General features: G+C 59.1%; 17 protein-coding genes. 9 read left to right on the plus strand and 8 right to left on the minus strand.

Annotation, left to right across the window (positions count from 1 at the left end):
* Positions 1-7 precede the first annotated feature (7 nt).
* The 4 genes from ACA043_RS20715 to ACA043_RS20730 all read left to right on the plus strand — a co-directional run bounded on the left by ACA043_RS20715 (position 8) and on the right by ACA043_RS20730 (position 8999).
* Positions 8-1336 (plus strand): deoxyguanosinetriphosphate triphosphohydrolase, encoded by a 1329-nt coding sequence (locus tag ACA043_RS20715; protein WP_187679561.1) that lies wholly within the window; start codon positions 8-10, stop codon positions 1334-1336.
* A gap of 390 nt (positions 1337-1726) precedes the next feature.
* Positions 1727-2353 carry a response regulator transcription factor gene (locus ACA043_RS20720; RefSeq protein WP_016985478.1) on the plus strand — a complete coding sequence of 209 codons (627 nt, stop codon included), beginning with the start codon at positions 1727-1729 and terminating at the stop codon, positions 2351-2353.
* Positions 2354-2361: 8 nt separating this feature from the next.
* Positions 2362-6006, plus strand: coding sequence for a transporter substrate-binding domain-containing protein (locus ACA043_RS20725; protein WP_497615059.1), 3645 nt, complete (start codon positions 2362-2364; stop codon positions 6004-6006).
* A 47-nt stretch (positions 6007-6053) separates the two neighbouring features.
* Positions 6054-8999, plus strand: coding sequence for an HD domain-containing phosphohydrolase (locus ACA043_RS20730; protein ID WP_497657836.1), 2946 nt, complete (start codon positions 6054-6056; stop codon positions 8997-8999).
* Here the strand turns inward: ACA043_RS20730 and ACA043_RS20735 are convergent, their stop codons facing one another.
* Together ACA043_RS20735 and ACA043_RS20740 are read right to left on the minus strand one after the other, a co-directional pair.
* Positions 9000-9482 carry a GAF domain-containing protein gene (locus tag ACA043_RS20735; protein WP_187679564.1) on the minus strand — a complete coding sequence of 161 codons (483 nt, stop codon included), beginning with the start codon at positions 9480-9482 and terminating at the stop codon, positions 9000-9002.
* Positions 9479-10369, minus strand: coding sequence for an ATP-binding protein (locus tag ACA043_RS20740; protein WP_489879092.1), 891 nt, complete (start codon positions 10367-10369; stop codon positions 9479-9481). Before ACA043_RS20740 ends, ACA043_RS20735 begins: the two co-directional genes overlap by 4 nt.
* 166 nt (positions 10370-10535) lie before the next feature.
* Between ACA043_RS20740 and ACA043_RS20745 the strand changes: the two genes are divergently transcribed.
* A complete protein-coding gene (locus ACA043_RS20745; protein ID WP_497657837.1) occupies positions 10536-12857 on the plus strand; it encodes a hybrid sensor histidine kinase/response regulator in 2322 nt (773 codons plus the stop codon).
* Here the strand turns inward: ACA043_RS20745 and ACA043_RS20750 are convergent.
* The 3 genes from ACA043_RS20750 to msrB all read right to left on the minus strand — a co-directional run bounded on the left by ACA043_RS20750 (position 12841) and on the right by msrB (position 14282).
* Complete coding sequence (locus tag ACA043_RS20750; protein WP_401267122.1) at positions 12841-13302, minus strand: MarR family winged helix-turn-helix transcriptional regulator; 462 nt, start codon at positions 13300-13302, stop codon at positions 12841-12843. The genes ACA043_RS20745 and ACA043_RS20750 overlap by 17 nt on opposite strands.
* A complete protein-coding gene (locus ACA043_RS20755; protein ID WP_187679568.1) occupies positions 13299-13784 on the minus strand; it encodes a glutathione peroxidase in 486 nt (161 codons plus the stop codon). Before ACA043_RS20755 ends, ACA043_RS20750 begins: the two co-directional genes overlap by 4 nt.
* A gap of 102 nt (positions 13785-13886) precedes the next feature.
* Complete coding sequence (gene msrB / locus ACA043_RS20760) at positions 13887-14282, minus strand: peptide-methionine (R)-S-oxide reductase MsrB (RefSeq protein WP_497657838.1); 396 nt, start codon at positions 14280-14282, stop codon at positions 13887-13889.
* A gap of 223 nt (positions 14283-14505) precedes the next feature.
* On the opposite strand from msrB, the gene ACA043_RS20765 reads away from it, so the two are divergent.
* Together ACA043_RS20765 and htpX are read left to right on the plus strand one after the other, a co-directional pair.
* Positions 14506-15717, plus strand: a complete 1212-nt coding sequence (locus ACA043_RS20765; protein WP_187679570.1) for a pyridoxal phosphate-dependent aminotransferase — start codon at positions 14506-14508, stop codon at positions 15715-15717.
* A 304-nt stretch (positions 15718-16021) separates the two neighbouring features.
* Entirely contained in the window at positions 16022-16909 is an 888-nt protein-coding gene (gene htpX / locus ACA043_RS20770; RefSeq protein WP_007908619.1) for a protease HtpX, read from the plus strand.
* Positions 16910-17034: 125 nt separating this feature from the next.
* On the opposite strand, the gene ACA043_RS20775 is transcribed toward htpX, so the two are convergent.
* Entirely contained in the window at positions 17035-17691 is a 657-nt protein-coding gene (locus tag ACA043_RS20775) for a thiopurine S-methyltransferase (RefSeq protein ID WP_497657839.1), read from the minus strand.
* Positions 17692-17793: 102 nt separating this feature from the next.
* Between ACA043_RS20775 and ACA043_RS20780 the strand changes: the two genes are divergently transcribed.
* Positions 17794-18561 carry a DODA-type extradiol aromatic ring-opening family dioxygenase gene (locus ACA043_RS20780; protein WP_497657840.1) on the plus strand — a complete coding sequence of 256 codons (768 nt, stop codon included), beginning with the start codon at positions 17794-17796 and terminating at the stop codon, positions 18559-18561.
* A gap of 129 nt (positions 18562-18690) precedes the next feature.
* On the opposite strand, the gene ACA043_RS20785 is transcribed toward ACA043_RS20780, so the two are convergent.
* Positions 18691-20364, minus strand: a complete 1674-nt coding sequence (locus ACA043_RS20785) for a DEAD/DEAH box helicase (protein ID WP_008088238.1) — start codon at positions 20362-20364, stop codon at positions 18691-18693.
* A 424-nt stretch (positions 20365-20788) separates the two neighbouring features.
* On the opposite strand from ACA043_RS20785, the gene ACA043_RS20790 reads away from it, so the two are divergent.
* The gene (locus tag ACA043_RS20790; protein WP_489879087.1) at positions 20789-21580 is read left to right on the plus strand and encodes a crotonase/enoyl-CoA hydratase family protein; all 792 of its coding nucleotides are present in this window, start codon (positions 20789-20791) and stop codon (positions 21578-21580) included.
* 97 nt (positions 21581-21677) lie between these two features.
* Here ACA043_RS20790 and ACA043_RS20795 read toward each other — a convergent pair whose 3' ends face one another.
* The gene (locus ACA043_RS20795; RefSeq protein WP_497657841.1) at positions 21678-22433 is read right to left on the minus strand and encodes a spermidine synthase; all 756 of its coding nucleotides are present in this window, start codon (positions 22431-22433) and stop codon (positions 21678-21680) included.
* Positions 22434-22562: the final 129 nt, after the last annotated feature.

Below are 22562 nucleotides of genomic sequence, written 5' to 3' on the forward strand. Positions count from 1 at the left end.
ATCAGCCTTGGATTGGCAAACCCTGCTCAACCGCGAACGCCTCGGAAAGCCGCTGTACAGCCCGCAAGAACTTGGCCGCAGCCCTTTTCATAAAGACCATGACCGCATCATTTTCTCGGGAGCTTTCCGTCGCCTGGGCCGTAAAACCCAAGTGCACCCGGTCACCAGTAATGATCATATCCACACACGCCTGACCCACTCGCTGGAAGTCAGCTGCGTGGGCCGTTCGCTGGGCATGCGCGTTGGCGAAACCCTGCGCAGTGCCCTTCCGGACTGGTGTGATCCTGCCGACCTGGGGATGGTTGTGCAGTCGGCCTGCCTGGCTCACGACATCGGCAATCCGCCTTTCGGCCATTCCGGTGAAGACGCCATTCGCCACTGGTTTCAGCAAGCGGCCGGGCGTGGCTGGCTGGACGGCATGAGCGAAGCCGAGCGCGGTGACTTCCTTAACTTCGAAGGCAATGCCCAGGGCTTCCGCGTGCTCACGCAGCTTGAGTACCATCAGTTCGACGGTGGCACCCGCCTGACCTACGCCACCCTCGGCACTTATCTGAAGTATCCGTGGACGGCTCGTCACGCCGACTCCCTCGGTTACAAGAAGCACAAGTTCGGCTGCTATCAGAGCGAACTGCCGCTGCTTGAGCAAATTGCCCACAAGCTCGGCCTGCCGCAACTGGAAGACCAACGCTGGGCTCGCCATCCATTGGTGTACCTGATGGAGGCCGCTGACGACATCTGCTATGCGCTGATCGACCTCGAAGACGGTCTTGAGATGGAGTTGCTGGAGTACGCCGAAGTCGAATCCCTGCTGCTCGGCCTCGTGGGCGATGATTTACCGGAAACCTATCGCCAACTCGGTCCGCAGGATTCGCGGCGGCGCAAACTGGCGATCCTGCGCGGCAAAGCCATCGAGCATTTGACCAACGCCGCCGCGCGGGCCTTTGTCGAGCAACAGGACGCACTGCTCGCCGGCACGTTGCACGGCGATCTGGTCGAGCACATGCACGGCCCGGCCAAGCGGTGTGTGTTGAACGCCAAGGACATTGCGCGCAAGAAGATCTTTCAGGACAAACGCAAAACCCTGCACGAAATCGGCGCCTATACGACGCTGGAGATTCTGCTCAATTCGTTCTGCGGCGCCGCGCTGGAACAGCACAATGGGCGTACTCCGTCGTTCAAAAGCCGACGCATCCTCGATTTGCTGGGCAACAATGCGCCGGACCCACAAGGTTCATTGCACGCATCGTTTTTGCGCATGATCGATTTCATCGCTGGCATGACCGACAGCTACGCCAGCGACATGGCGCTGGAAATGACTGGGCGCTCCAGCCACTGATCCAGCGTATTCAGCCGGCCGGTACCGCCGGCAGGCTGATTACCTGTCGATCGTTTTCTACCTGCAATGTCATTTTCGACGAGTGCATTTAGCAGTTTTATGCCGGGATATAACGGCAAAACAACCAACAACAAAAAAGCGACGAATCAGCACACTTAAACAGTGATGAAATAACTATTGACATCCAGCACTTGCAAAACAAACACAGCCAACTATAAGCCGATACCATCCCTGCACTTCCTTACGTTGATCCTAGTTTGGCCGTAGTCCCTTTCCTCATTAATTGTAGGAATTATCCGATAACGCGACTGGAGCCAAGTCAGTTCATGCGAGTGTTCATTCATCTGAGCTAAGGTGCGCGCTTTATTCGTGCTTGTATGGGATTTGATTATGAACTCCGTTTTTATTGTTGACGATCACCCGGTCATCCGTCTCGCCGTTCGCATGCTGCTGGAACATGAAGGTTATAAGGTCGTCGGTGAAACCGATAACGGGGTCGATGCCATGCAGATGGTGCGCGAGTGCATGCCTGATCTGATCATTCTCGACATCAGTATCCCCAAGCTCGACGGCCTGGAAGTGCTGGCCCGCTTCAACGCCATGAGTTCACCATTGAAGACCCTGGTACTGACCGCCCAGTGCCCGACTTTATTCGGTATTCGCTGCATGCAGTCCGGCGCGTCAGGATATGTCTGTAAACAAGAAGACTTGAGCGAACTGGTCAGCGCGATAAAGGCAGTACTTTCCGGTTACAACTATTTCCCCAGCCAGGCGTTGAATCCGGTGCGCAGCGACGATATTCGTTACGCAGAACTGGAACTTTTCAAATCCGTCAATGATCGGGAGTTGATGGTATTGCAACTATTTGCTCAGGGCCGTACCAACAAGGAAATAGCCAAGGGCATGTTCCTCAGCAATAAAACCGTCAGCACCTACAAAAAACGCCTGATGCAAAAACTCAAAGCCAAATCACTTGTAGAACTTATCGAGATGGCCAAACGTAACGCACTCGTGTGAGAGCCCGCATGCCCAGTCGTTTAAAGGACTATTTAATTGCGTTGTGCGCCGGTCTGTACTTGAGCGCCAACGTGTTCGCCATGCCTGGCGCTTCGGCGGATTATGTCTTGCTCAGCCGGTCGGCAAGCGAGTCGGTCCCGGTCGCGCTCGAACAGTCCCAACGGCAGTGGCTGCATGAGCGCAGCGAACTGATACTCGGCACTTCCGCGCCCGACTACCCACCCTTTGACATGACCGTCAGCGGAAAGGATTACGAAGGTCTGACGGCTGACTACGCCGGAATCCTCAGTCAGGCCACCGGTTTGCCAATCCGGGTGCAGCGCTTCCCCTCCCGGGATGCTGCGATTCGCGCGCTGGTCGACGGCCAGGTCGACCTGCTCGGCACAGCCAACGGCTTCGAGGCGAGCAACGCCAGCCTCGCGCTTTCCACACCCTATGCCATTGATCAGCCTGTACTCGTCACCCGCGAGGACGAAACCCGCTCACTGAGCGAAGGTCTGGCGGGGCTGCGACTGAGCATGGTCTATCACTATCTGCCGTTGCCCGAGGTCAAGGCGCTGTATCCAAAAGCGCTGATTACCTGCTATCCCTCCTACCAGAATGCAATCAACGCCGTGGCATTCGATCAGGCCGATGTGTTTCTCGGCGATACCATTTCCACGCATTACATGATCAACAAGGGCTACCTCAACAACGTGCGTATGGCCAATTTCGGCAAACAGGAAGCCCAGGGGTTCAGCTTCGCCGTACGCCAAAACAATCCGCACCTGCTGGGCATCATCGACACCGTACTCAAAGCGGTGCCAAGCAGCGAACGCGACAACATCGCCAAACGCTGGAGTGCCGGCAGCGACCTGTTGCTCACCGATCAGAAAATGCAACTGACCCAGCGCGAAGAGGCGTGGCTCAAACAGCACCCTGTCGTGAGCGTGGTGGTCAATGAGGCGTTTGCGCCGCTGACCTTCTTCGACAATGATGGAAATTTCCGCGGCATCAGCGCCGACCTGCTCGAACTGATCCGATTGCGCACCGGCCTGCGTTTCGAGATCCGCCGCAGTCGCAACGACGCGGACATGATCAAGCAACTCGACAGCCATCAAGCCGATCTGATTGCAGCACTGCTGCCGACCGCCGAACGGGAAAAAGCCCTGAACTTCAGTCGCCCTTACCTGGAAAACTCCTATGTTTTGCTAACCCGCAAAAGCGCCGATGGCCCAACCAATCTGGGCCAGCTCAAAGGCAAGCCGCTGGCTATCGCCCAGGGCAACCCGATGGTCGAGTACCTGCGCCGAGAGTTTCCACTCATTCAGTTGATCGAAACGGCCGATACCTTCAGCGCCGTTTCGTTGCTTGCCGAGGGGCATGTCGACGGCGCGGTGAACTCGCTGGTGATCGCCAATTACTTCATTTCTTCGCGGATCTTTGACCATCCATTGCAGATCACCACCACCATCGGCACCGGTCAGGCCGCGTTCTCTCTGGCGACCGCCCGCGACAACAAGGAGCTGGGCTCGATCATCAACAAAGCTCTGCTGAGCATTGCCCCGGAAGAGCTGGGTGTGATCAATGGCCGGTGGCGCGGTTACTCCACCGCCTCCCAGAATATCTGGCACAACTACCAGCGTCTGTTCTATCAAATGATCACTGCCGCTTGCCTGGTTCTGCTGCTGTTGCTGGCCTGGAATGCTTATATGCGACACCAGATCAAACAACGCCAGGCGGCCGAACGTGCCCTTAACGACCAGTTCGAATTCATGCGCTCGCTGGTCAACGGTACGCCGCATCCGATCTACGTTCGCGACCGCCAGGGCCTGTTGCAAAGCTGCAATGACAGCTACCTCGAAGCCTTCAATGCCAAGCGTGAGGACGTTATCGGCAAAAGCGTCATGCAGGGCACCCTGAGCAACGCTTTCGAGGCACAGGCCTTTCAAGCCGATTATCAGCGCGTCGTGGCAGAAGGCACTCCGCTGGTGCTCGACCGGCCGCTGCACATCGGCAACCGCCGCCTGACGATCTATCACTGGATACTTCCCTATCGCGACTCCAGCGGCGATGTGAAAGGCATCATCGGTGGCTGGATCGACATCAGTGAACGCCGCCAGCTGTTCGAAGACCTTCGCGCGGCCAAGGAACAGGCGGATGAAGCCAACCGCGCCAAAAGCACGTTTCTGGCCACCATGAGCCATGAAATCCGTACCCCGATGAACGCCGTGATCGGCATGCTCGAACTGACGCTCAAACGCATGGACACACAGCATCCGGATCGTTCGTCGATCGATACGGCCTACCATTCGGCAAAGGATCTGCTGGGCCTGATCGGCGACATTCTCGACATTGCACGGATCGAGTCGGGGCGCCTGAGTCTTTGTCCTGAACGGGTCAATCTGGTCGACATGGTGGCGTCGGTTGCCAGAATCTTCGACGGCCTCGCCCGACAGAAGAATCTCGCCCTGCAAGTCATCGTCAACCCGCCGGACCTGGCGGTCGATGTCGATCTGGACCCGCTGCGCTTCAAACAAGTGCTGTCCAATCTAGTCAGCAATGCCATCAAGTTCACCGAGCACGGTCACGTCAGGATTACCCTCGATCTCATGAACACGGAGATGCCTGCACGGGCACTGATGCAACTGACCGTACAGGACAGCGGCGTGGGTATCAGTGCGGAGGATCAGCAACGCTTGTTCGAACCTTTCGCGCAAGCGGAAAACAGCCATCAGCAAGCCAGAAGCGGCGCGGGTCTGGGCCTGGTCATCAGTCGCAACCTGTGCGAAATGATGGGCGGCCAGCTGCAATTGAGCAGCCAGCCCGGAATCGGCACTCAGGTCTGCGTTTCGCTGCCGCTGGAAACTCTGCCTGTCCAGGTGAGCACGACCAGAAACGAACCCGCGCTCAAGACTTCGCTAACGCCTCTGCGGGTGCTTGTGGTCGATGACCACCCGGCCAACCGCCTGTTGATGTGTCAGCAACTGGAATTCCTCGGCCATCATTTCAGCCTCGCCGAGAACGGCCGCAGCGGACTTGAACGGTGGATGGATGGCGGCTTTGATCTGGTGATTGTCGACTGCAACATGCCAGTGATGAACGGTTATGAGCTGACCCGTGCCATTCGCCAGCAGGAGCTGCAGAACCGCTGGCCGCCCTGCACCGTGCTGGGTTTCACGGCCAATGCGCAACCCGAAGAAATACAACGCTGCAAACAGGCCGGCATGGACGACTGCCTGTTCAAACCCTTGAGCCTGAGTCTCCTCAGCCAGTGGGTCGACGGCATCACTCCAGCGTCGCAACCTGCGGCATTCAACCTGCAAAGCCTTAACCTGTTGACCGGCGGCAACCCGACACAGGCCCGACGACTGCTGGTCGAGCTGCTAAAAAGCAGCCGTCTCGACCGACAGGAACTGCTCGCGCTATCGCCGCAACAAGATCGCGGGGCGTTGGCCGTAGTCGCTCACAAAATCAAGGGCGCCGCGCGCATCGCGCAGGCGACGCAGGTGATCGAATGTTGCAATGCTCTTGAACAGGCCTGCGCGCAGGCTTTGCCAACAGATGAGATCGCCCGCCTCTGCGAGGCGAGCAACAGGGCAATGCTCGACCTGGAGCAAGCCTTGCAACAACAATTGGCGTTGTCTGACCAAAGCACAATGAGCTTGCCTTAACTATGCTTGGCGCTGAGCAGTGAGTTAACCATCATGGAGAACCCGAAATGCCCAGCCCACTGCACCCGGAGCAACGCCGGTTTCCGCTGCACGTACACATCAGTGTCATGTTCACGTTTCTCCTGTTGCTCACAGGCGTGGTGCTGGGGCTGTTCAACTATCGCCAGACGACGCAGATCATCCTGTCGAGTAGCGAGAAGCTGTTCGATCGGATCGAGCAGGAAGTGCGCCTGGACATGTCTGCCACCTATCAGCCGATCCGTCACCTGCTGAGCCTGCTGGCGGACAATCCCGCTACCCGGGCTTCGGGGCTTGAACAACGATTGCCGCTGCTCAGGCCGTTCAGCCAGTCCCTCACGGACAACCCGAATCTCGCTTCGCTGTACCTGGGTTATGCCAACGGCGATTTCTTCATGGTGCGCCCACTACGCAACGCGGCCCTGAAAACACTGCTCAGCGCCCCCGAAACGGCGGCGTATCAGGTCTGGAGCATCGAGCATGACCCGCGCGGCGAAGTGCGCTCGCAGTCACTGTTCTTCGATCAGGCATTGACGCCGATCAGCCGGCAGGACAATCCCCGGGATCCCTACGATCCGCGCGACCGCGCCTGGTACATCAATGCCCGCCAGCAAACCGAACAAATCACCACAGAGCCCTACGTCTTTTTCTCAACCCGCAACGTCGGCACTACGCTGGCCCGACGCAGTGGCGAAAACGCGGTCATTGGCGCCGATCTGACGCTGGTAGCCCTGTCTGCCACCTTGCGTAAACATGTCGTCACACCGTCCACCGAAATCGCCCTGTTCGATTCCGACGGCAACGCCGTGGCCTACCCCGACAGTAGCCGACTGATCGTCAATGACAGCACCGCACACCTGGCCAAAGTGGCTGACTTGAGTCCGAGCCTCAATAGGCTGCTGTCCGCTGAGCACACCGGCAATCGTCTGAATGCCGATGGCCGGCAATGGATTGTCGCCCGCAGCAGCATTCAGGAAGGCGGTCCGAAAGGTTTGCAGCTGGCGTTGCTGGTGCCGGAAGACGAATTGCTGGCCGATGCCTATCACATGCGCTGGCAAGGTGCGCTGATCACTCTCGCCACCTTGCTGCTATGCCTGCCACTGGGCTGGCTGATCTCACGAATTCTGGTCAAGCCCTTGCACGCGCTGGTCAAGGAAGCCGATGCGATTCGCAGTTTCGACTTCAATTTTCCGCTGGCTCGACGCTCGCCGGTGCTGGAAGTCGACCAGTTGAGCGTGTCGATGGCGCGGATGAAAGACACCTTGGCGAGCTTCTTCCGGATCACCGACAGCCTGTGCGCCGAAACCCGATTCGCACCGCTGCTGCAACGGGTGCTGTTTGAAACGGTGCAGATCGCCCAGGCTCAGGCAGGGCTGATTTATCTGCGTGAACACGACGGCAGTCGCATGGAGCCTTACGGTCTGGTAATCGATGGCGCGCCACAAGCACTGGAGGCGTTCGACATTCAGGGCCACGACCTGCAAGAGCGCGCGGGTCCGGCGTGGTTTGAACAACTGGTCAGCGCCGACAACGTGGTGAGCAACTTAGGTTTCGAAAACGCCGGGGATTTGCAGAAAGTGCTGCTGGCAATGGCAGCGCCGAGGATCCATCTCATCGGTATCCGTCTGCGCAACCGCCACAACGAAACCATCGGCCTTTTGATCCTGTTGATCAACGACAGCGGCACCCCGGCCGATCTGGAAAAACTGCGCCCCGACCGTATCGCCTTCTTGCAAGCGGTGTCCGGCGCTGCGGCGGTGAGCATCGAGAGCCAGCGCCTGCAAGCCAGACAGAAGCAATTGCTCGATGCCTTCATTCAGTTGCTCGCCGGGGCCATCGACGCCAAGAGCCCGTATACCGGCGGACATTGCCAACGCGTACCGGAACTGACGCTGATGCTCGCTCAAGCCGCGGCAGCGAGTCAGGCGCCCGCCTTCAGCACTTATCAACCCAGCGAGGACGAATGGGAAGCCTTGCACATTGCCGCGTGGCTGCACGACTGCGGCAAGGTCACGACGCCGGAATACGTGGTCGACAAAGCCACCAAACTGGAAACCATCAACGATCGCATCCACGAGATCCGAACCCGTTTCGAAGTGCTCAAGCGCGATGCCTGGATCAATTACTGGCAGGCGCTGGCCCTGGGTGGAGACGAAGCGACGCTGGCCGAAATGCGCGAGCAGACCTTGTGCGCACTGGACGCAGACTTTGCCTTTGTCGCCCGTTGCAACCTGGGCAGCGAAGCGATGGCAGAGGCAGATTTGCAACGCCTGAATGATCTGTCCCAACGCACCTGGCTGCGCACGCTGGACGACCGCCTGGGCGTGTCGTGGGAAGAAAACAAGCGTCAGGCCCAAACCCCTGCGCCAAACTTGCCGGTCAGTGAAAAGCTGCTGGCGGACAAGCCAGAACATTTGCTCGATCGCGATAAAAACGAGTTGATCCCTGAAGACAATCCGTGGGGCTTCAAGCTGGATGTGCCACGCCACAAATACAATCGCGGCGAGTTGTACAACCTGAGCATCGCCCGCGGCACACTGACCCGCGAAGAGCGCTACATCATCAATCACCACATGGTGCAGACGATCATGATGCTCAGTCACCTGCCCTTCCCCGGCCACCTCGACAGCATTGCCGAAATCGCTGGTGGGCATCATGAAAAAATGGACGGCACCGGCTACCCGAAACGCCTGAAGCGCGAAGAAATGAGCCTGCCGGCACGGATGATGGCGATCGCCGATATTTTTGAGGCGCTGACCGCTGCCGATCGCCCGTACAAGAAAGCCAAGTCATTGAGCGAGGCATTGGGAATCATGGCGACCATGTGCCGCGAGGCGCACATCGATGCGCAGTTGTTTGGATTGTTCATCAACGACGGCGTGTATATGCAGTACGCCGAGCGCTTTCTCGATCCTCGGCAGATCGATGCCGTGGACACGGCCAGCCTGTTGCACAAGGCTGGCCTTGGCGCGTGATCAGCAGTCGGTCAGACGCAGGAAAATCGCCGCCAGTTGCTCGATTCCTGCCTGGTCCTGTGCACCGAAACGGGCGAGCTTCGGGCTGTCGAGATCGAGCACGCCGATCAGGCGACCCTCTTTGACCAACGGCACCACCAGCTCACTGTTCGAGGCGCTGTCGCAGGCGATATGGCCGGGAAACGCATGCACATCTTCAACCCGCTGCGTCTGCAGGCTGGCCGCCGCCGCGCCACATACGCCGCGCCCAAACGGAATGCGTACGCAAGCGATCTGGCCCTGGAACGGGCCGAGTACCAGCTCTTCGTTGCGATTGAGGTAAAAACCGGCCCAGTTCAGGTCATCGAGCTGGTTGAACAGGAATGCCGAGAACTGCGCGGCGTTGGCGATAAAATCGCGCTCGTCCGCCAGCAGCGATTCCAGTTGTGCAGCCAACATGCCATAGCCTTCGAGGCCTTGGCCGCTTTGTTGCAAATCAATCATGGCTTGTGCTCCAACAATTTCAGTCCCACCCAGTAACGGGCGAATTGGTATGCGCAACGTCCGTTGCGATTACCGCGGCCGGTGGCCCAACGCACGGCGAGGATGTCCAGCTCTTCGTCGCGCTGCCAGCTCAGACCAGCCTTGGCGGCCAGTTGGCCGATCCAGTGTTCGACGACGTTGAGGAAGTGTTCTTGAGTAAACGGATAAAACGACAACCAAAGACCAAAACGGTCCGACAGCGCGATCTTGTCTTCCACCGCTTCGCTGGGGTGCAGTTCGCCGTCGACGCGTTTCCAGTTTTCGTTGTCGCTTTCCTTCTCCGGCACCAGGTGGCGACGGTTGGAAGTGGCGTACAGCAAGACGTTGTCCGGCGCCTGTTCCAGCGAGCCGTCGAGCACGCTTTTGAGCACGCGGTAATCGCCCTCACCGGATTCGAACGACAAGTCATCGCAAAACAACACAAAACGTTGCGGCAGTTTGCCGATTTGCTCGACCACCCGCGGCAAGTCGGCCAGATGGTCGCGCTCGATCTCGATCAAACGCAGGCCCGCCTCGGCGTGTTCAGCGAGCAACGCCCGTACCAGCGAGGACTTTCCGGTCCCGCGCGAGCCCCAGAGCAGCGCATGGTTGGCCGGCATGCCATCAAGAAATTGCTGGGTATTGCGGCCCAGTTGTTCCAGTTGCCGGTCAACACCGATCAGGTCGGACAAACGCATATCAAGGCTGACTTCCAGCGGCAGCAAATATCCGCTGCGGCCGTCACGCTGCCAGCGCGCGGCCAGGCAAGTGCCCCAGTCGATCACCGGGCGCGGCGCCGGCAACAACGGTTCGATCCGCGCCAGAACCGACTCGGCACGTTCAAGAAAAGCATTCAATCGGGAATCCACATCTTCTCCTCGGGCACGTTCACAGTGATGATGGCGATCCAGCGACGACTCGCGGATCAAAATTCCCGCCCCGTGCCTTGTTACAAGGCGATTCGGGAACCTCGGTATCGATACATGATCGACTATGCTTGAGCAGCGAAGGGAAACGGAAGTGGTTCAACACCCCATGGATATCAAATTCACCCACCGGCTGTCGTACAAACAAGCCAGGCTTACTGTGCTGGTCGGGTTCATTCTGGGCACGCTGCTCAGCCTGCTGCAAATCGGCATCGATTATGCCAGCGAAGACGCCTCCATCAACCGTGAAATCCTGTCTTTGCTGGAAATCAGCCATAACCCGGCATCACGTATCGCCTACAACATCGATGCCGAACTGGCTCAGGAACTCACCCTGGGCCTGTTGCGTTCACCGGCAATCATTTCGGCGCAGTTGACCGACAACAACAATACCGTGCTGGCCAGCGTCAAACGCCCTGAGCTGCAAAGCAGCTATCGAATGATCAGCGACTTCCTGTTCGGTGCCAAACGCCAGTTCGAAGATCGCCTGTATCTGGACCATCTACCCAACGAATCGCTGGGTGTCTTGAGCCTGGAAGTGGATACCTATGCCTTCGGCAGCCGCTTCCTGCGCCGGGCCGAGATCACCCTGCTCAACGGGTTCGCCCGCAGCCTGATCCTGACCGGGCTCCTGTTGGCGCTGTTCTACGTGATGCTCACCAAACCGCTGGTGCGGGTGATCCGCGAACTCAGCGGGCGCGATCCGCGCAGCGCCGAAGCGACCACGCTGGAGTGTCCGGCCGGACACGCCAACGATGAAATCGGCGTGCTGGTCAAAGTCGCCAATCAGCAATTCGAGAACATCGCCACCGAGATCCAGCAGCGGCGCAACGCGGAAAACCGTCTGACCGACTACCTCGGCCAACTGGAAACCATCGTCTCGGCGCGAACCGCCGAACTCAAGGCCATCAACGCGCGGCTCAGCCAGTCCAATGAGGAACTCGAAGTCGCCCGCAGCACGGCACTGGAAATGGCCGAAGCCCGCTCGGCGTTCCTCGCCAACATGAGCCATGAGATCCGCACGCCGCTCAACGGACTGCTGGGGATGATTGCGTTGTCGCTCGACGGGCCACTGAACGCCGAGCAGCAGCAACAACTGTCGATCGCCCACGACTCGGGAAAAGTGCTGGTGGAGTTGCTCAACGATATTCTCGACCTGTCGAAGTTCGATGCCGGGCAACTGGAGCTTGAACACATTCCGTTCGATCTCGGCTCATTGATCGAAGACACCGCCAACCTGCTCTCGCAAAACGCGGCGCCGAGCGTCGAGCTGACCTGCCTGATCGATCCGCATTTTCCGGCGCTGGTACTGGGGGATCCGACCCGGGTCCGACAGATCGTCAGCAACCTGCTGTCCAACGCACTGAAATTCACTCGCTTCGGTCGGGTCGATGTGCGCTTGTCGGCCTACCAGGATGGCGTGCGTATCGAAGTCTGCGACACCGGTATCGGCATCGCACAGGAAGCCCAGGTGAGAATCTTCCAGCCGTTCACTCAGGCGGGCGCAGGTATCACCCGTCAGTACGGCGGCACAGGACTGGGGCTGGCGCTGACGTACAACCTCTGCGAAGCGATGCGCGGGCGCCTGACCATCAGTTCAGAGACCGGTTTCGGCAGTCAGTTCTGCGCCGAACTGCCACTGCCCTGCCATACGCGCGCGCTGGCTCCGGCGCCTCTGCAGGGCAAAGTCCTCGCCATCACCCCGGCCAGCAGTGGCCTGGCCGAGTTGTTAAGAAGCTTGCTGCCGGTCTGGGGGCTTGAGTATGAGCAACGCACCCTCAACGACTCACTGTTGGGCGTGACGCCGGACGTGGTGATTACCGACTGTCCGGAGTGTCTGTTCGGGCTGCGTCCTGCACTCGGCGCGCCCATTCTGCTGGTGACGGCCTATGGCAGTTTTCTGCCCAGCGAAGAGGCGGCAGCCCTCGCCCCACTGCAACAGCAGGCACGACCGCTGGCGCGTAACGCGCTCTACCAGAACCTGCGACGGACCCTGCAACCGGACGTGGCCACTATCAGCGACGCACAGGTGGATACGTCGCCATCCATACGACGCGGTCGGGTGCTGCTGGTCGAAGACAACCCGGTCAATCAACTGGTCGCCAAAGGCATGCTCGGCAAACTCGGCTGTGATGTCATCGTCGCCGCCCATGGCGCCGAAGCACTGGATCAACTGGAATATCACGCCTTCGATCTGGTGTTGATGGACTGCAACATGCCGGTCATGGACGGCTACGAGGCGAGCCGGCAGATCCGCCAGAGCGGTCGATGGCCGGACCTGCCAATCGTTGCCCTGACGGCCAATGCCATGTCTGAAGAACGCGAACGCTGCCGGGCCGCGGGCATGAGCGACTATCTGGCCAAGCCGTTTCGCCGAGAAGAACTGGCGGCGCTGCTGGATCAGTGGATCCGGACTACGACAGCGCCTTGATCTGCCCCAGTAACTGATCGAGACCGTCGCGCAATGCGTTGAGTCGGTCCAGATCGACCCCGCTGTCGCACAGCAGGCGGGCCTTGAGTGGCCCGACCTGCTCGCGCAGCAATTGCCCTTCTGGCGTCAGACTCAAATGCACTTCACGTTCATCGCGCACCGAGCGCTGACGCTGAACCAGTTGCAAATGCTCCAGACGCTTGAGCAATGGCGTCAGCGTTCCGGAATCCAGCGTCAGACGCTCACCCAAAGCCTTGACGGTCGGTTGCTCCGGCCCGCACTCCTGCCATTCCCACAACACCAGCATCGCCAGATACTGCGGATACGTCAGGCCAAGCTGATCAAGCATCGGCTTATAGCCGCGAATCACCGCCCGGGACGCGGCATACAACTTGAAGCACAACTGACTGTCGAGCTTCAGCGAATCAACGGGCAGGTTGTTCATTTGAGCAGGGCTTCGATCTCGCGACTCAGATCCTGCGGCTTGGTGGCCGGGGCGAAGCGCTTGACCAACTGGCCGTCCTTGCCGATCAGAAATTTGGTGAAGTTCCACTTGATGCCTTGCGAGCCCAGTACGCCGGGAGCGCGCTTCTTCAATTGCACAAACAGCGGATGGGCTCCGGCGCCATTGACTTCGATCTTCTTGAACAGCGGGAAGCTGACACCGAAATTCAATTCGCAGAACTCGCTGATCGCACCCTCGTTGCCCGGCTCCTGCTTGCCGAACTGGTTGCACGGAAAGCCCAGCACCACCAGGCCTTGATCCTTGTAGGTCTGCCACAGCGCTTCCAGACCTTTGTATTGCGGAGTGAAGCCGCACTTGCTCGCGGTATTGACCACCAGCACGGCTTTGCCGGCGAAATCGGCCAGGGTCTTTTGCTCCCCCTTGATGGTGGTGCACGGGATATTCAGCAGGTTGTCGCTCATGAGACGGGCTCCTCAGATCATCGGGAAAGGCCAAACATAGCGAGCAATTAAATTGCGTGCAATTTAATTATCAGAAAGGCGACTCTAGGGCCACCCGATCACCTACTCGCGGGGCACCAGATCCAGGCACACCGAGTTGATGCAGTAACGCAAACCGGTCGGTGGCGGGCCATCCGGGAACACGTGCCCCAGGTGCGCGTCACAACGGGCGCATTTGACTTCGGTGCGAATCATGCCGTGGCTGATGTCGCGAATCTCGGTCATGGCGCCTTCACCGATCGGCGCGTAAAAGCTCGGCCAGCCGCAGCCGGAATCGAATTTGGTATTGGAATCGAACAGCGCCTCGTTGCAGCACACGCAGTGGTAAACACCAGCGGTTTTGGTGGCATTGTATTTGCCGGAGAACGGTCGCTCGGTCGCACTGAGGCGACAAACCTCGTACTGCTGCGGATCGAGCATGGCTTTCCACTCTTCCAGGGTTTTTTCCAACTTTTCCATCATCACACCTCAGCGGCTGAAAAAGCCCGATCTGTACCTTTTCCACGGATCGGGCGGCACGTATGATTGCGCCTCGTCACGCGCCAGTCTGGCAGCCAGACCGGGCGCATTCAAACGGATTCTCGGAGCCACGGCTCAGACGTCCGCCTGTGTGAAGACGCAGGAATCCCAGTACGGTTGTCCATCCGCCGCCTGGATCGTTCATTTTCGGGATCACATCGCCATGCAGTTCAGCAAATCGAACAAGCTCGCCAACGTCTGCTACGACATTCGCGGTCCGGTGCTAAAGCACGCCAAACGTCTGGAGGAGGAAGGCCAGCGCATCCTCAAGCTGAACATCGGCAACCCGGCGCCGTTTGGTTTCGAAGCGCCGGACGAAATCCTTCAGGATGTGATCCGCAACCTGCCGACCGCGCAAGGCTACAGCGACTCCAAAGGTCTGTTCAGCGCGCGCAAGGCCGTGATGCAGTACTACCAGCAAAAGCAGGTAGAAGGTGTCGGTATCGAAGACATCTACCTGGGCAACGGCGTGTCCGAGCTGATCGTGATGTCCTTGCAGGCACTGCTCAACAACGGTGACGAAGTGCTGGTGCCAGCGCCGGACTACCCGCTATGGACCGCCGCCGTCAGTCTGGCCGGCGGCAACGCCGTGCATTACCTGTGCGACGAAGGCGCCGACTGGTTCCCGGACCTGGCCGACATCAAGGCCAAGATCACCCCGAACACCAAGGCCATGGTGATCATCAACCCGAACAACCCGACTGGCGCGGTGTATTCAAAAGAAGTGTTGCTGGGCATGCTCGAGCTGGCCCGTCAGCACAATCTGGTGGTGTTCTCCGACGAAATCTACGACAAGATTCTGTACGACGACGCCGTGCACATCTGCACCGCTTCGCTGGCTCCGGACCTGCTGTGCCTGACCTTCAACGGTCTTTCCAAATCCTATCGCGTGGCCGGTTTCCGCTCCGGCTGGATCGCGATTTCCGGGCCGAAGCACAATGCCCAGAGCTACATCGAAGGCATCGACATGCTGGCCAACATGCGCCTGTGCGCCAACGTGCCGAGCCAGCATGCCATTCAGACCGCACTGGGCGGCTATCAGAGCATCAACGATCTGGTGTTGCCGCAGGGTCGCCTGCTGGAGCAGCGCAACCGCACCTGGGAGCTGCTCAACGACATTCCCGGCGTGAGCTGCGTCAAGCCAATGGGTGCGTTGTACGCCTTCCCACGGATCGACCCGAAGGTCTGTCCGATCCATAACGACGAAAAATTCGTCCTCGACCTGCTGCTCTCCGAAAAGCTGCTGGTGGTGCAAGGTACAGCGTTCAACTGGCCGTGGCCGGATCACTTCCGCGTCGTCACACTGCCCCGCGTCGATGATCTGGAAATGGCGATTGGCCGTATCGGCAGCTTTCTCAAGTCATACCGCCAGTAACTGGCCAGCAGTGCGCAACGACCCAAACGTTGCGCACTGTCTGATTCAGCAACACTTCTGCATTACCCACATCCACATGCCTTCTACACTTGCGTTTCGTACCGGTTACCTGCGTCTGACGCAATGGCGACGGGTCGCGACTGCCCGTCGTCCGTGTCGGTGTCTGTCGTGGGAAACAGGTCGCGCGCCGAGGAAACTGCTGTAGGACACAGTTTGAAATAGTCACCCAGTTGAATAGCCGGGTGCCGCACCTTATATACCCCGCAGTACGCTACATCTTTAGCTTGAGGAGATTTCTACAACCATGATGCGCATCCTGCTGTTTTTGGCCACTAACCTGGCGGTCGTGCTGATAGCCAGCATCACCCTGAGCCTTTTCGGCTTCAACGGGTTCATGGCGGCCAACGGGGTTGATCTCGACCTTAGTCAGCTGCTGGTTTTCTGTGCGGTCTTTGGTTTCGCCGGCTCGCTGTTCTCGCTATTCATCTCCAAGTGGATGGCGAAGATGAGCACCGGTACCCAGATCATCAGCCAGCCACGTACCCGGCATGAGCAATGGCTGCTGCAAACCGTTGAGCAATTGTCCCGCGAAGCCGGGATCAAGATGCCCGAAGTCGGTATTTTCCCGGCCTACGAAGCGAACGCGTTCGCCACGGGCTGGAACAAGAACGACGCATTGGTCGCAGTCAGCCAGGGCCTGCTCGAACGGTTTTCGCCCGATGAAGTGAAAGCCGTGCTGGCCCACGAAATCGGCCACGTCGCCAACGGTGACATGGTCACCCTGGCGCTGATCCAGGGCGTGGTGAACACCTTCGTGATGTTTTTCGCGCGGATCATCGGCAACTTCGTCGACAAGGTGATCTTCAAGAACGAAGAAGGCCAGGGCATTGCCTACTACGTGGCAACCATCTTCGCCGAGCTGGTACTGGGTATTCTGGCCAGCGCGATCGTCATGTGGTTCTCGCGCAAACGCGAATTCCGCGCAGACGAAGCCGGTGCGCGTCTGGCTGGCACCAGCGCAATGATCGGCGCCCTGCAACGCCTGCGCGCCGAGCAGGGTCTGCCGGTGCACATGCCGGACACCCTGAACGCCTTTGGCATCAACGGTGGCATCAAACAGGGCTTCGCCCGCATGTTCATGAGCCACCCGCCGCTGGAAGAGCGTATCGACGCATTGCGTCGTCGCGGTTGATCAGACTGGCGTAAAAACAAGAAGGCCCGCAGTGATGCGGGCCTTTTTTTGCTTAGAGTAATGGGTTGTTCCCACTGGCCTGATTGCTGGCTTGCCAACGATGAGGCCGGAACAGCCAACACAAACTAACGAGGCGAAATACGGTAAACCCGCTCCTCCAGCCGCGTCACCCCGGCCTGCAGAAACTTCCCGCTCTCACTCAGCACATCCTGCTCTTCCAGCACCTGCACCTGCCAAGCACCGCCCAACAACCGATGCACCTCATCATCCACCACTGCAAACGGCGGCCCGGGCATCTGCGCCTGATCGTAATCCAGCGTAATCAGCAACCCTTGCACTCCCTGCGGCAGGATCTGCTGAAGATGCGCCACATAGCGCTCACGCATCGGCGGCGGCAAGGCTATCAGCGCTGCCCGGTCGTACAGCACCGTGCAATCAGCCACATCCTCTGCCGTGAGCGTGAAGACATCACCGCACCACAATTCAATGGAGTCGGCGCGATAGATCTTGAACCCGTCTTTCTCGCTAACCTGCGGTTGTACATGTTGCTCACTGAAAAAGGCCTCAATGGCCTTTTCCGACAACTCAATCCCGAGCACCTGATGGCCACGCCCAGCTAACCACAGCAAATCCAGACTTTTCCCACACAACGGAACCAACACCCGCGCCTGCGCAGGAATCGGGAGGTCAGGCCAGTGCCGTTGTAGATGCGGGTTCACCTCAGGCAAATGAAAACCGATCTGGTCCGAAGCCCACTTCTTGTGCCAAAACTCAGGCTGCATGAATCCCCCCTAAAAACTCGATCAAAAAGCGTTAAAACTTATATTAGATTTAGATCAATGATGTGACTGAAGATGAGCCATCTTAACGCTCAGGAACCCATCATGTTTCCCAGCCTGTTTATTTCCCATGGTTCACCCATGCTTGCGCTGGAGCCTGGCGCGAGTGGCCCGGCGCTAGCCCGACTGGCCGCTGAACTGCCCCGACCTAAAGCTATCGTGATCGTCTCCGCACACTGGGAGAGCCACGAATTGCTGGTCAGCAGCCATCCGCAGCCCGAGACCTGGCATGACTTCGGCGGCTTCCCTCGGGCGTTGTTTGAAGTGCAGTACCCGGCGCCGGGCAATCCGCAATTGGCTGCCGAAGTCGCCGAGTTGCTGAGCGCCAACGACCTGCCGGCACGCCTCGATCCGCAACGGCCGTTCGACCACGGCGTGTGGGTGCCGCTGTCGCTGATGTACCCGCAAGCTGACATTCCGGTGGTGGAGGTTTCGCTGCCGAGTCGCGGCGGTCCAGCGCTGCAAACCCGTGTTGGTCGTGCGTTGGCAGGCTTGCGTGAACAAGGGATTTTGTTGATCGGCTCGGGCAGCATCACCCACAACCTGCGCGAGCTGGACTGGCATGCCGGTCCGGAAAGCGTGGAGCCGTGGGCAAAAGACTTCCGTGACTGGGTGATCGAAAAGCTTGCGACCGATGATGAAGCGGCGCTGCATGACTACCGCCAGCAGGCACCGAACGCGGTGCGCAGCCATCCGAGTGATGAGCACTTGTTGCCGTTGTACTTTGCCCGGGGTGCCGGGGGTGAATTCAGTGTGGCGCATAAGGGATTCACCATGGGTGCACTGGGTATGGATATTTACCGCTTCGGCTAAAGGCAAAATCAAAAGATCGCAGCCTTCAGCAGCTCCTACCCTGCGATCTTTTGATCTTTCAAACAGGCAAAAAAAATCCCCGAACCAGTCGGGGATTTTTTATGTTCGATCAATCAGCCCAAGGGCGGATCAATCTTCACGATAGCGACGCAGTTTCAGCTGCTTACCGGCAACGCGAGTGTCCTTCAGCTTGGTCAGGAGTTTGTCCAGACCATCTTCCGGCAGCTCAACGAGGCTGAAGCTGTCACGCACCTGAATGCGACCGATCGCTTCACGGGCCAGACCACCTTCGTTGAGGATGGCGCCCAGCAGGTTCTTGGCGGCGATACCGTCACGCGCACCCAGCGCGGTACGGCAACGAGCACGGCCTTCGCCCAAAGGCATTGGCGCACGACGCTCGCGGTCACCACGATCCGGACGATCACCGGTACGCTCAGGACGGTCGCCACGCGGTGCGTTGTTCGGCACCAGTGGACGTTCCTTCTCGATTGCAGCCAGGTTCAGCGCTTGACCGTTAGTGGCCTTGCGCAGCAGAGCAGCAGCCAGAGCACGCGGGGTGCAGCCGATGTCCGCGGTCAGACGATCGAGCAGTTCACCGTGAGTCGATTCGGCATCAGCGACCAGCGGCGACAGGCTGTTGGTCAGTTTCTTGATGCGCGCATCGAGAACAGCCTGAGCGTCCGGCAGACGAACTTCAGCCACTTTCTGACCGGTTACACGCTCGATCACTTGCAGCATGCGGCGCTCACGCGGAGTCACCAGCAGCAGCGCACGACCTTCGCGACCGGCACGGCCGGTACGGCCGATACGGTGAACGTAGGATTCCGGATCGTACGGCATGTCCACGTTGAAAACGTGGGTGATGCGCGGAACGTCCAGACCACGAGCAGCAACGTCGGTCGCAACAACGATGTCCAGACGGCCATCTTTCAGCGAGTCGATCACGCGCTCACGCTGGTTCTGGGCGATGTCACCGTTCAGCGCAGCGGCTTTATAGCCTTTGGCGTCGAGGGCACTGGCCAGATCCAGGGTCGCTTGCTTGGTGCGCACGAACATTATCAGAGCGTCGAAGTCTTCCACTTCCAGCAAGCTGAGAACGGCCGAAGTCTTCTGGTCAGCGTGAACCAACAGGTGAGCCTGTTCGATCGCGGTAACGGTCTGGGTCTTGGTCTGGATCTTGACGTGTTGCGGATCGCGCAGGTGGCGTTCGGCAATGGCGCGGATCGACTGCGGCAGGGTAGCCGAGAACAGAACGGTCTGACGGGTCGCTGGCAGAGCCTTGAAGATGACTTCCAGGTCATCCATGAAGCCCAGCTTCAACATTTCGTCAGCTTCGTCGAGGACCAGGTGGTTCACGGTCGACAGCACTTTCTCGTCGCGACGCAGGTGGTCACACAGACGACCCGGGGTAGCGACAACGATCTGCGCGCCATTACGGATTGCTTTCAGTTGCGGGCCCATCGGCGCGCCGCCGTAAACGGCCACAACGGTAACGCCTGGCATTTGCTTGGCGTAGGTTTCAAAAGCGGTTGCTACTTGCAGCGCCAACTCTCGGGTTGGCGCCAGGATCAGGGCTTGCGGTTCGCGCTTGGCAGGATCGATGCGGTGCAGAATAGGCAGAGCGAACGCGGCGGTTTTACCGGTACCGGTTTGCGCCTGGCCAATCATGTCCTGGCCGGCCATGATGATCGGGATCGATTGCTGCTGAATCGCCGAAGGCTCTTCGTAGCCGGTCGCTGCGACGGCTGCAAGAATATTCGGGTTAAGATTAAAAGCGGCGAATCCGCCGGTTTCCTGGGTCATGGGTCTGCCTCTAAGTGCATCCGCAAAGACCCATGCTCCAAAGCTGCGCATGCCGTGTTGAGACTCAAGAGTCGCCCTGGCAGCTTTGTCGGCGGGGATTTGCGAAAACGTATGAATGAAAAAAAAGAATCGTCCGGGAAGAGCCCGCAATGCGGACGTGCAGCCGAAGCTGACTTCGGGGAATTGCGCTACCTAAACGCGGCCCGGTTAAAGGCCGGCGCGCACTATACCGGATTTCGCCCAAATAGGGAGCTTTTTTTATTGCCTGAATGCGTGTGTCACCGCTGTGTAACGGGGTTTTGCGGATAATCGTGCGAAGGTCTATTTTTCAAAGGCCCGGCCACGCAGGTGATGACGCTTAAACGATTCATCGATCTGCGGCATACCGTCGCTGCACCCGCCCTTCCCGCCCGAGGAGTTAACCATGAATCAGCCCTGCCCCGGCCGCGTCAGCCGTGAACGTCGTGGCCATGTCCACCTGATCGGCCTCGACCGAGCCGCCAAGCGCAATGCTTTCGACCTCGACCTGCTCAATGAGCTGAGCCTGGCGTATGGCGAGTTCGAGGCGGATAGCGAGGCGCGGGTGGCAGTGGTGTTCGGCCATGGCGAACACTTTACCGCCGGCCTGGATCTGGTCAATGCCAGCTCGGCACTTGCCCAAGGCTGGGTAGTTCCGACCGGCGGTTGTGATCCGTGGGGTGTTTTCGTCGGGCCACGGGTGAGCAAACCGGTAATTGTCGCGGCACAGGGTTACTGCCTGACCATCGGCATCGAGCTGATGCTGGCCGCTGATATCAACCTTTGCGCGAGCAATACCCGGTTCGCCCAGATGGAAGTGCAGCGTGGGATCTTTCCTTTTGGCGGCGCGACTCTGCGCTTTCATCAGGTAGCCGGTTGGGGCAATGCCATGCGGTGGTTGCTGACCGGAGACGAATTCGATGCACACGATGCCTTGCACCTGGGATTGGTGCAGGAAGTGATGGCCAGCGAGGATCTGCTGCCCCGGGCCATTGAACTGGCCGAACGGATTGCGCAACAGGCGCCGTTAGGGGTGCAGGCGACGTTGATGTCGGCGCGCCAGGCGCGGTATGAAGGTGAGACGGCGGCAGCACAGGGCTTGCCGGCGCTGGTGAAGAAGTTGCTGGCCAGCGAGGATGCCAAGGAAGGTGTACGGTCGCTGGTTGAGCGGCGGCCCGGGGTCTTCAAAGGCATCTGATGAAACGCACCAAATCCTGTAGGAGCTGCCGCAGGTTGCGATCTTTTGACTTTGATTTTTTAAAAGAAGGATCGCAGCCTTCGGCAGCTCCTACTGCTCAAGTCGCGGGACGAATCGCCTTGATCAACGACTGCAACGAATACCCCAACTGCGGCGCCAGCGCTTCAGCCCGGGCAGTCAGCGCCTGCATGTCCAGCGCCTGATCCAGATCCGCTGGCACAATCAGAATCACGTTGCCCTCCTTCACCGGCAATTCCCAGTAATGCCGGTGATAGAGCCCGCGCAACAACGCCGCGCCCAACGGTTTGCCATCATCGGTAGCCCACTGGTTAATCACCAGCCAGCCGCCCGGATTCAAGCGTTTCTGACAGGCGCCGAGAAAACTCCAGGCCAGATGCCCGACACCGGGGCCGACGTCGGTGTAAAGGTCGACGAAGATCAGATCCGCAGGCTCGGCGCTCGGCAGCAATTCAAGGGCATCGCCGACGCGGATGTACAGGCGCGGATCGTCATCCAGGCCAAGGTATTCGATGGCCAGACGCGGCACGTCCGGACGCAGTTCGATGGCTTCGACATCTTCCAGCGGCAGAAACTTGAGGCAAGCCTGAGTCAGCGTACCTGCGCCCAATCCGAGGAACAGCGCACTCTCCGGATGCTCGTGGCACAGCGCGCCAATCAGCATCGCCCGGGTGTAGTCGTATTCCAGCCAGCTCGGGTCGGCAGTGAACACGCAGCTCTGCTCGATCGCATCGCCGAACTCCAGAAAGCGGTAATCGGCCACCTCCAGCACGCGAATCACGCCGAACTCGTCCTGTACCTCGGCGAGCAATAGCTCGACGCGCTCCTCAGTCATTTCGTCTCCTGATGGTCACCGGGCGCGGTGACGCGATGGCACCGCTATGGCACCGTGGCAAAGCGGCGATTGTCGGCGATGGGGCGGGAACAGGTCACGCACTAATTTGCTGATACCATGGCGTTCCGT

The sequence above is a fragment of the Pseudomonas sp. LBUM1648 genome (assembly GCF_059716145.1).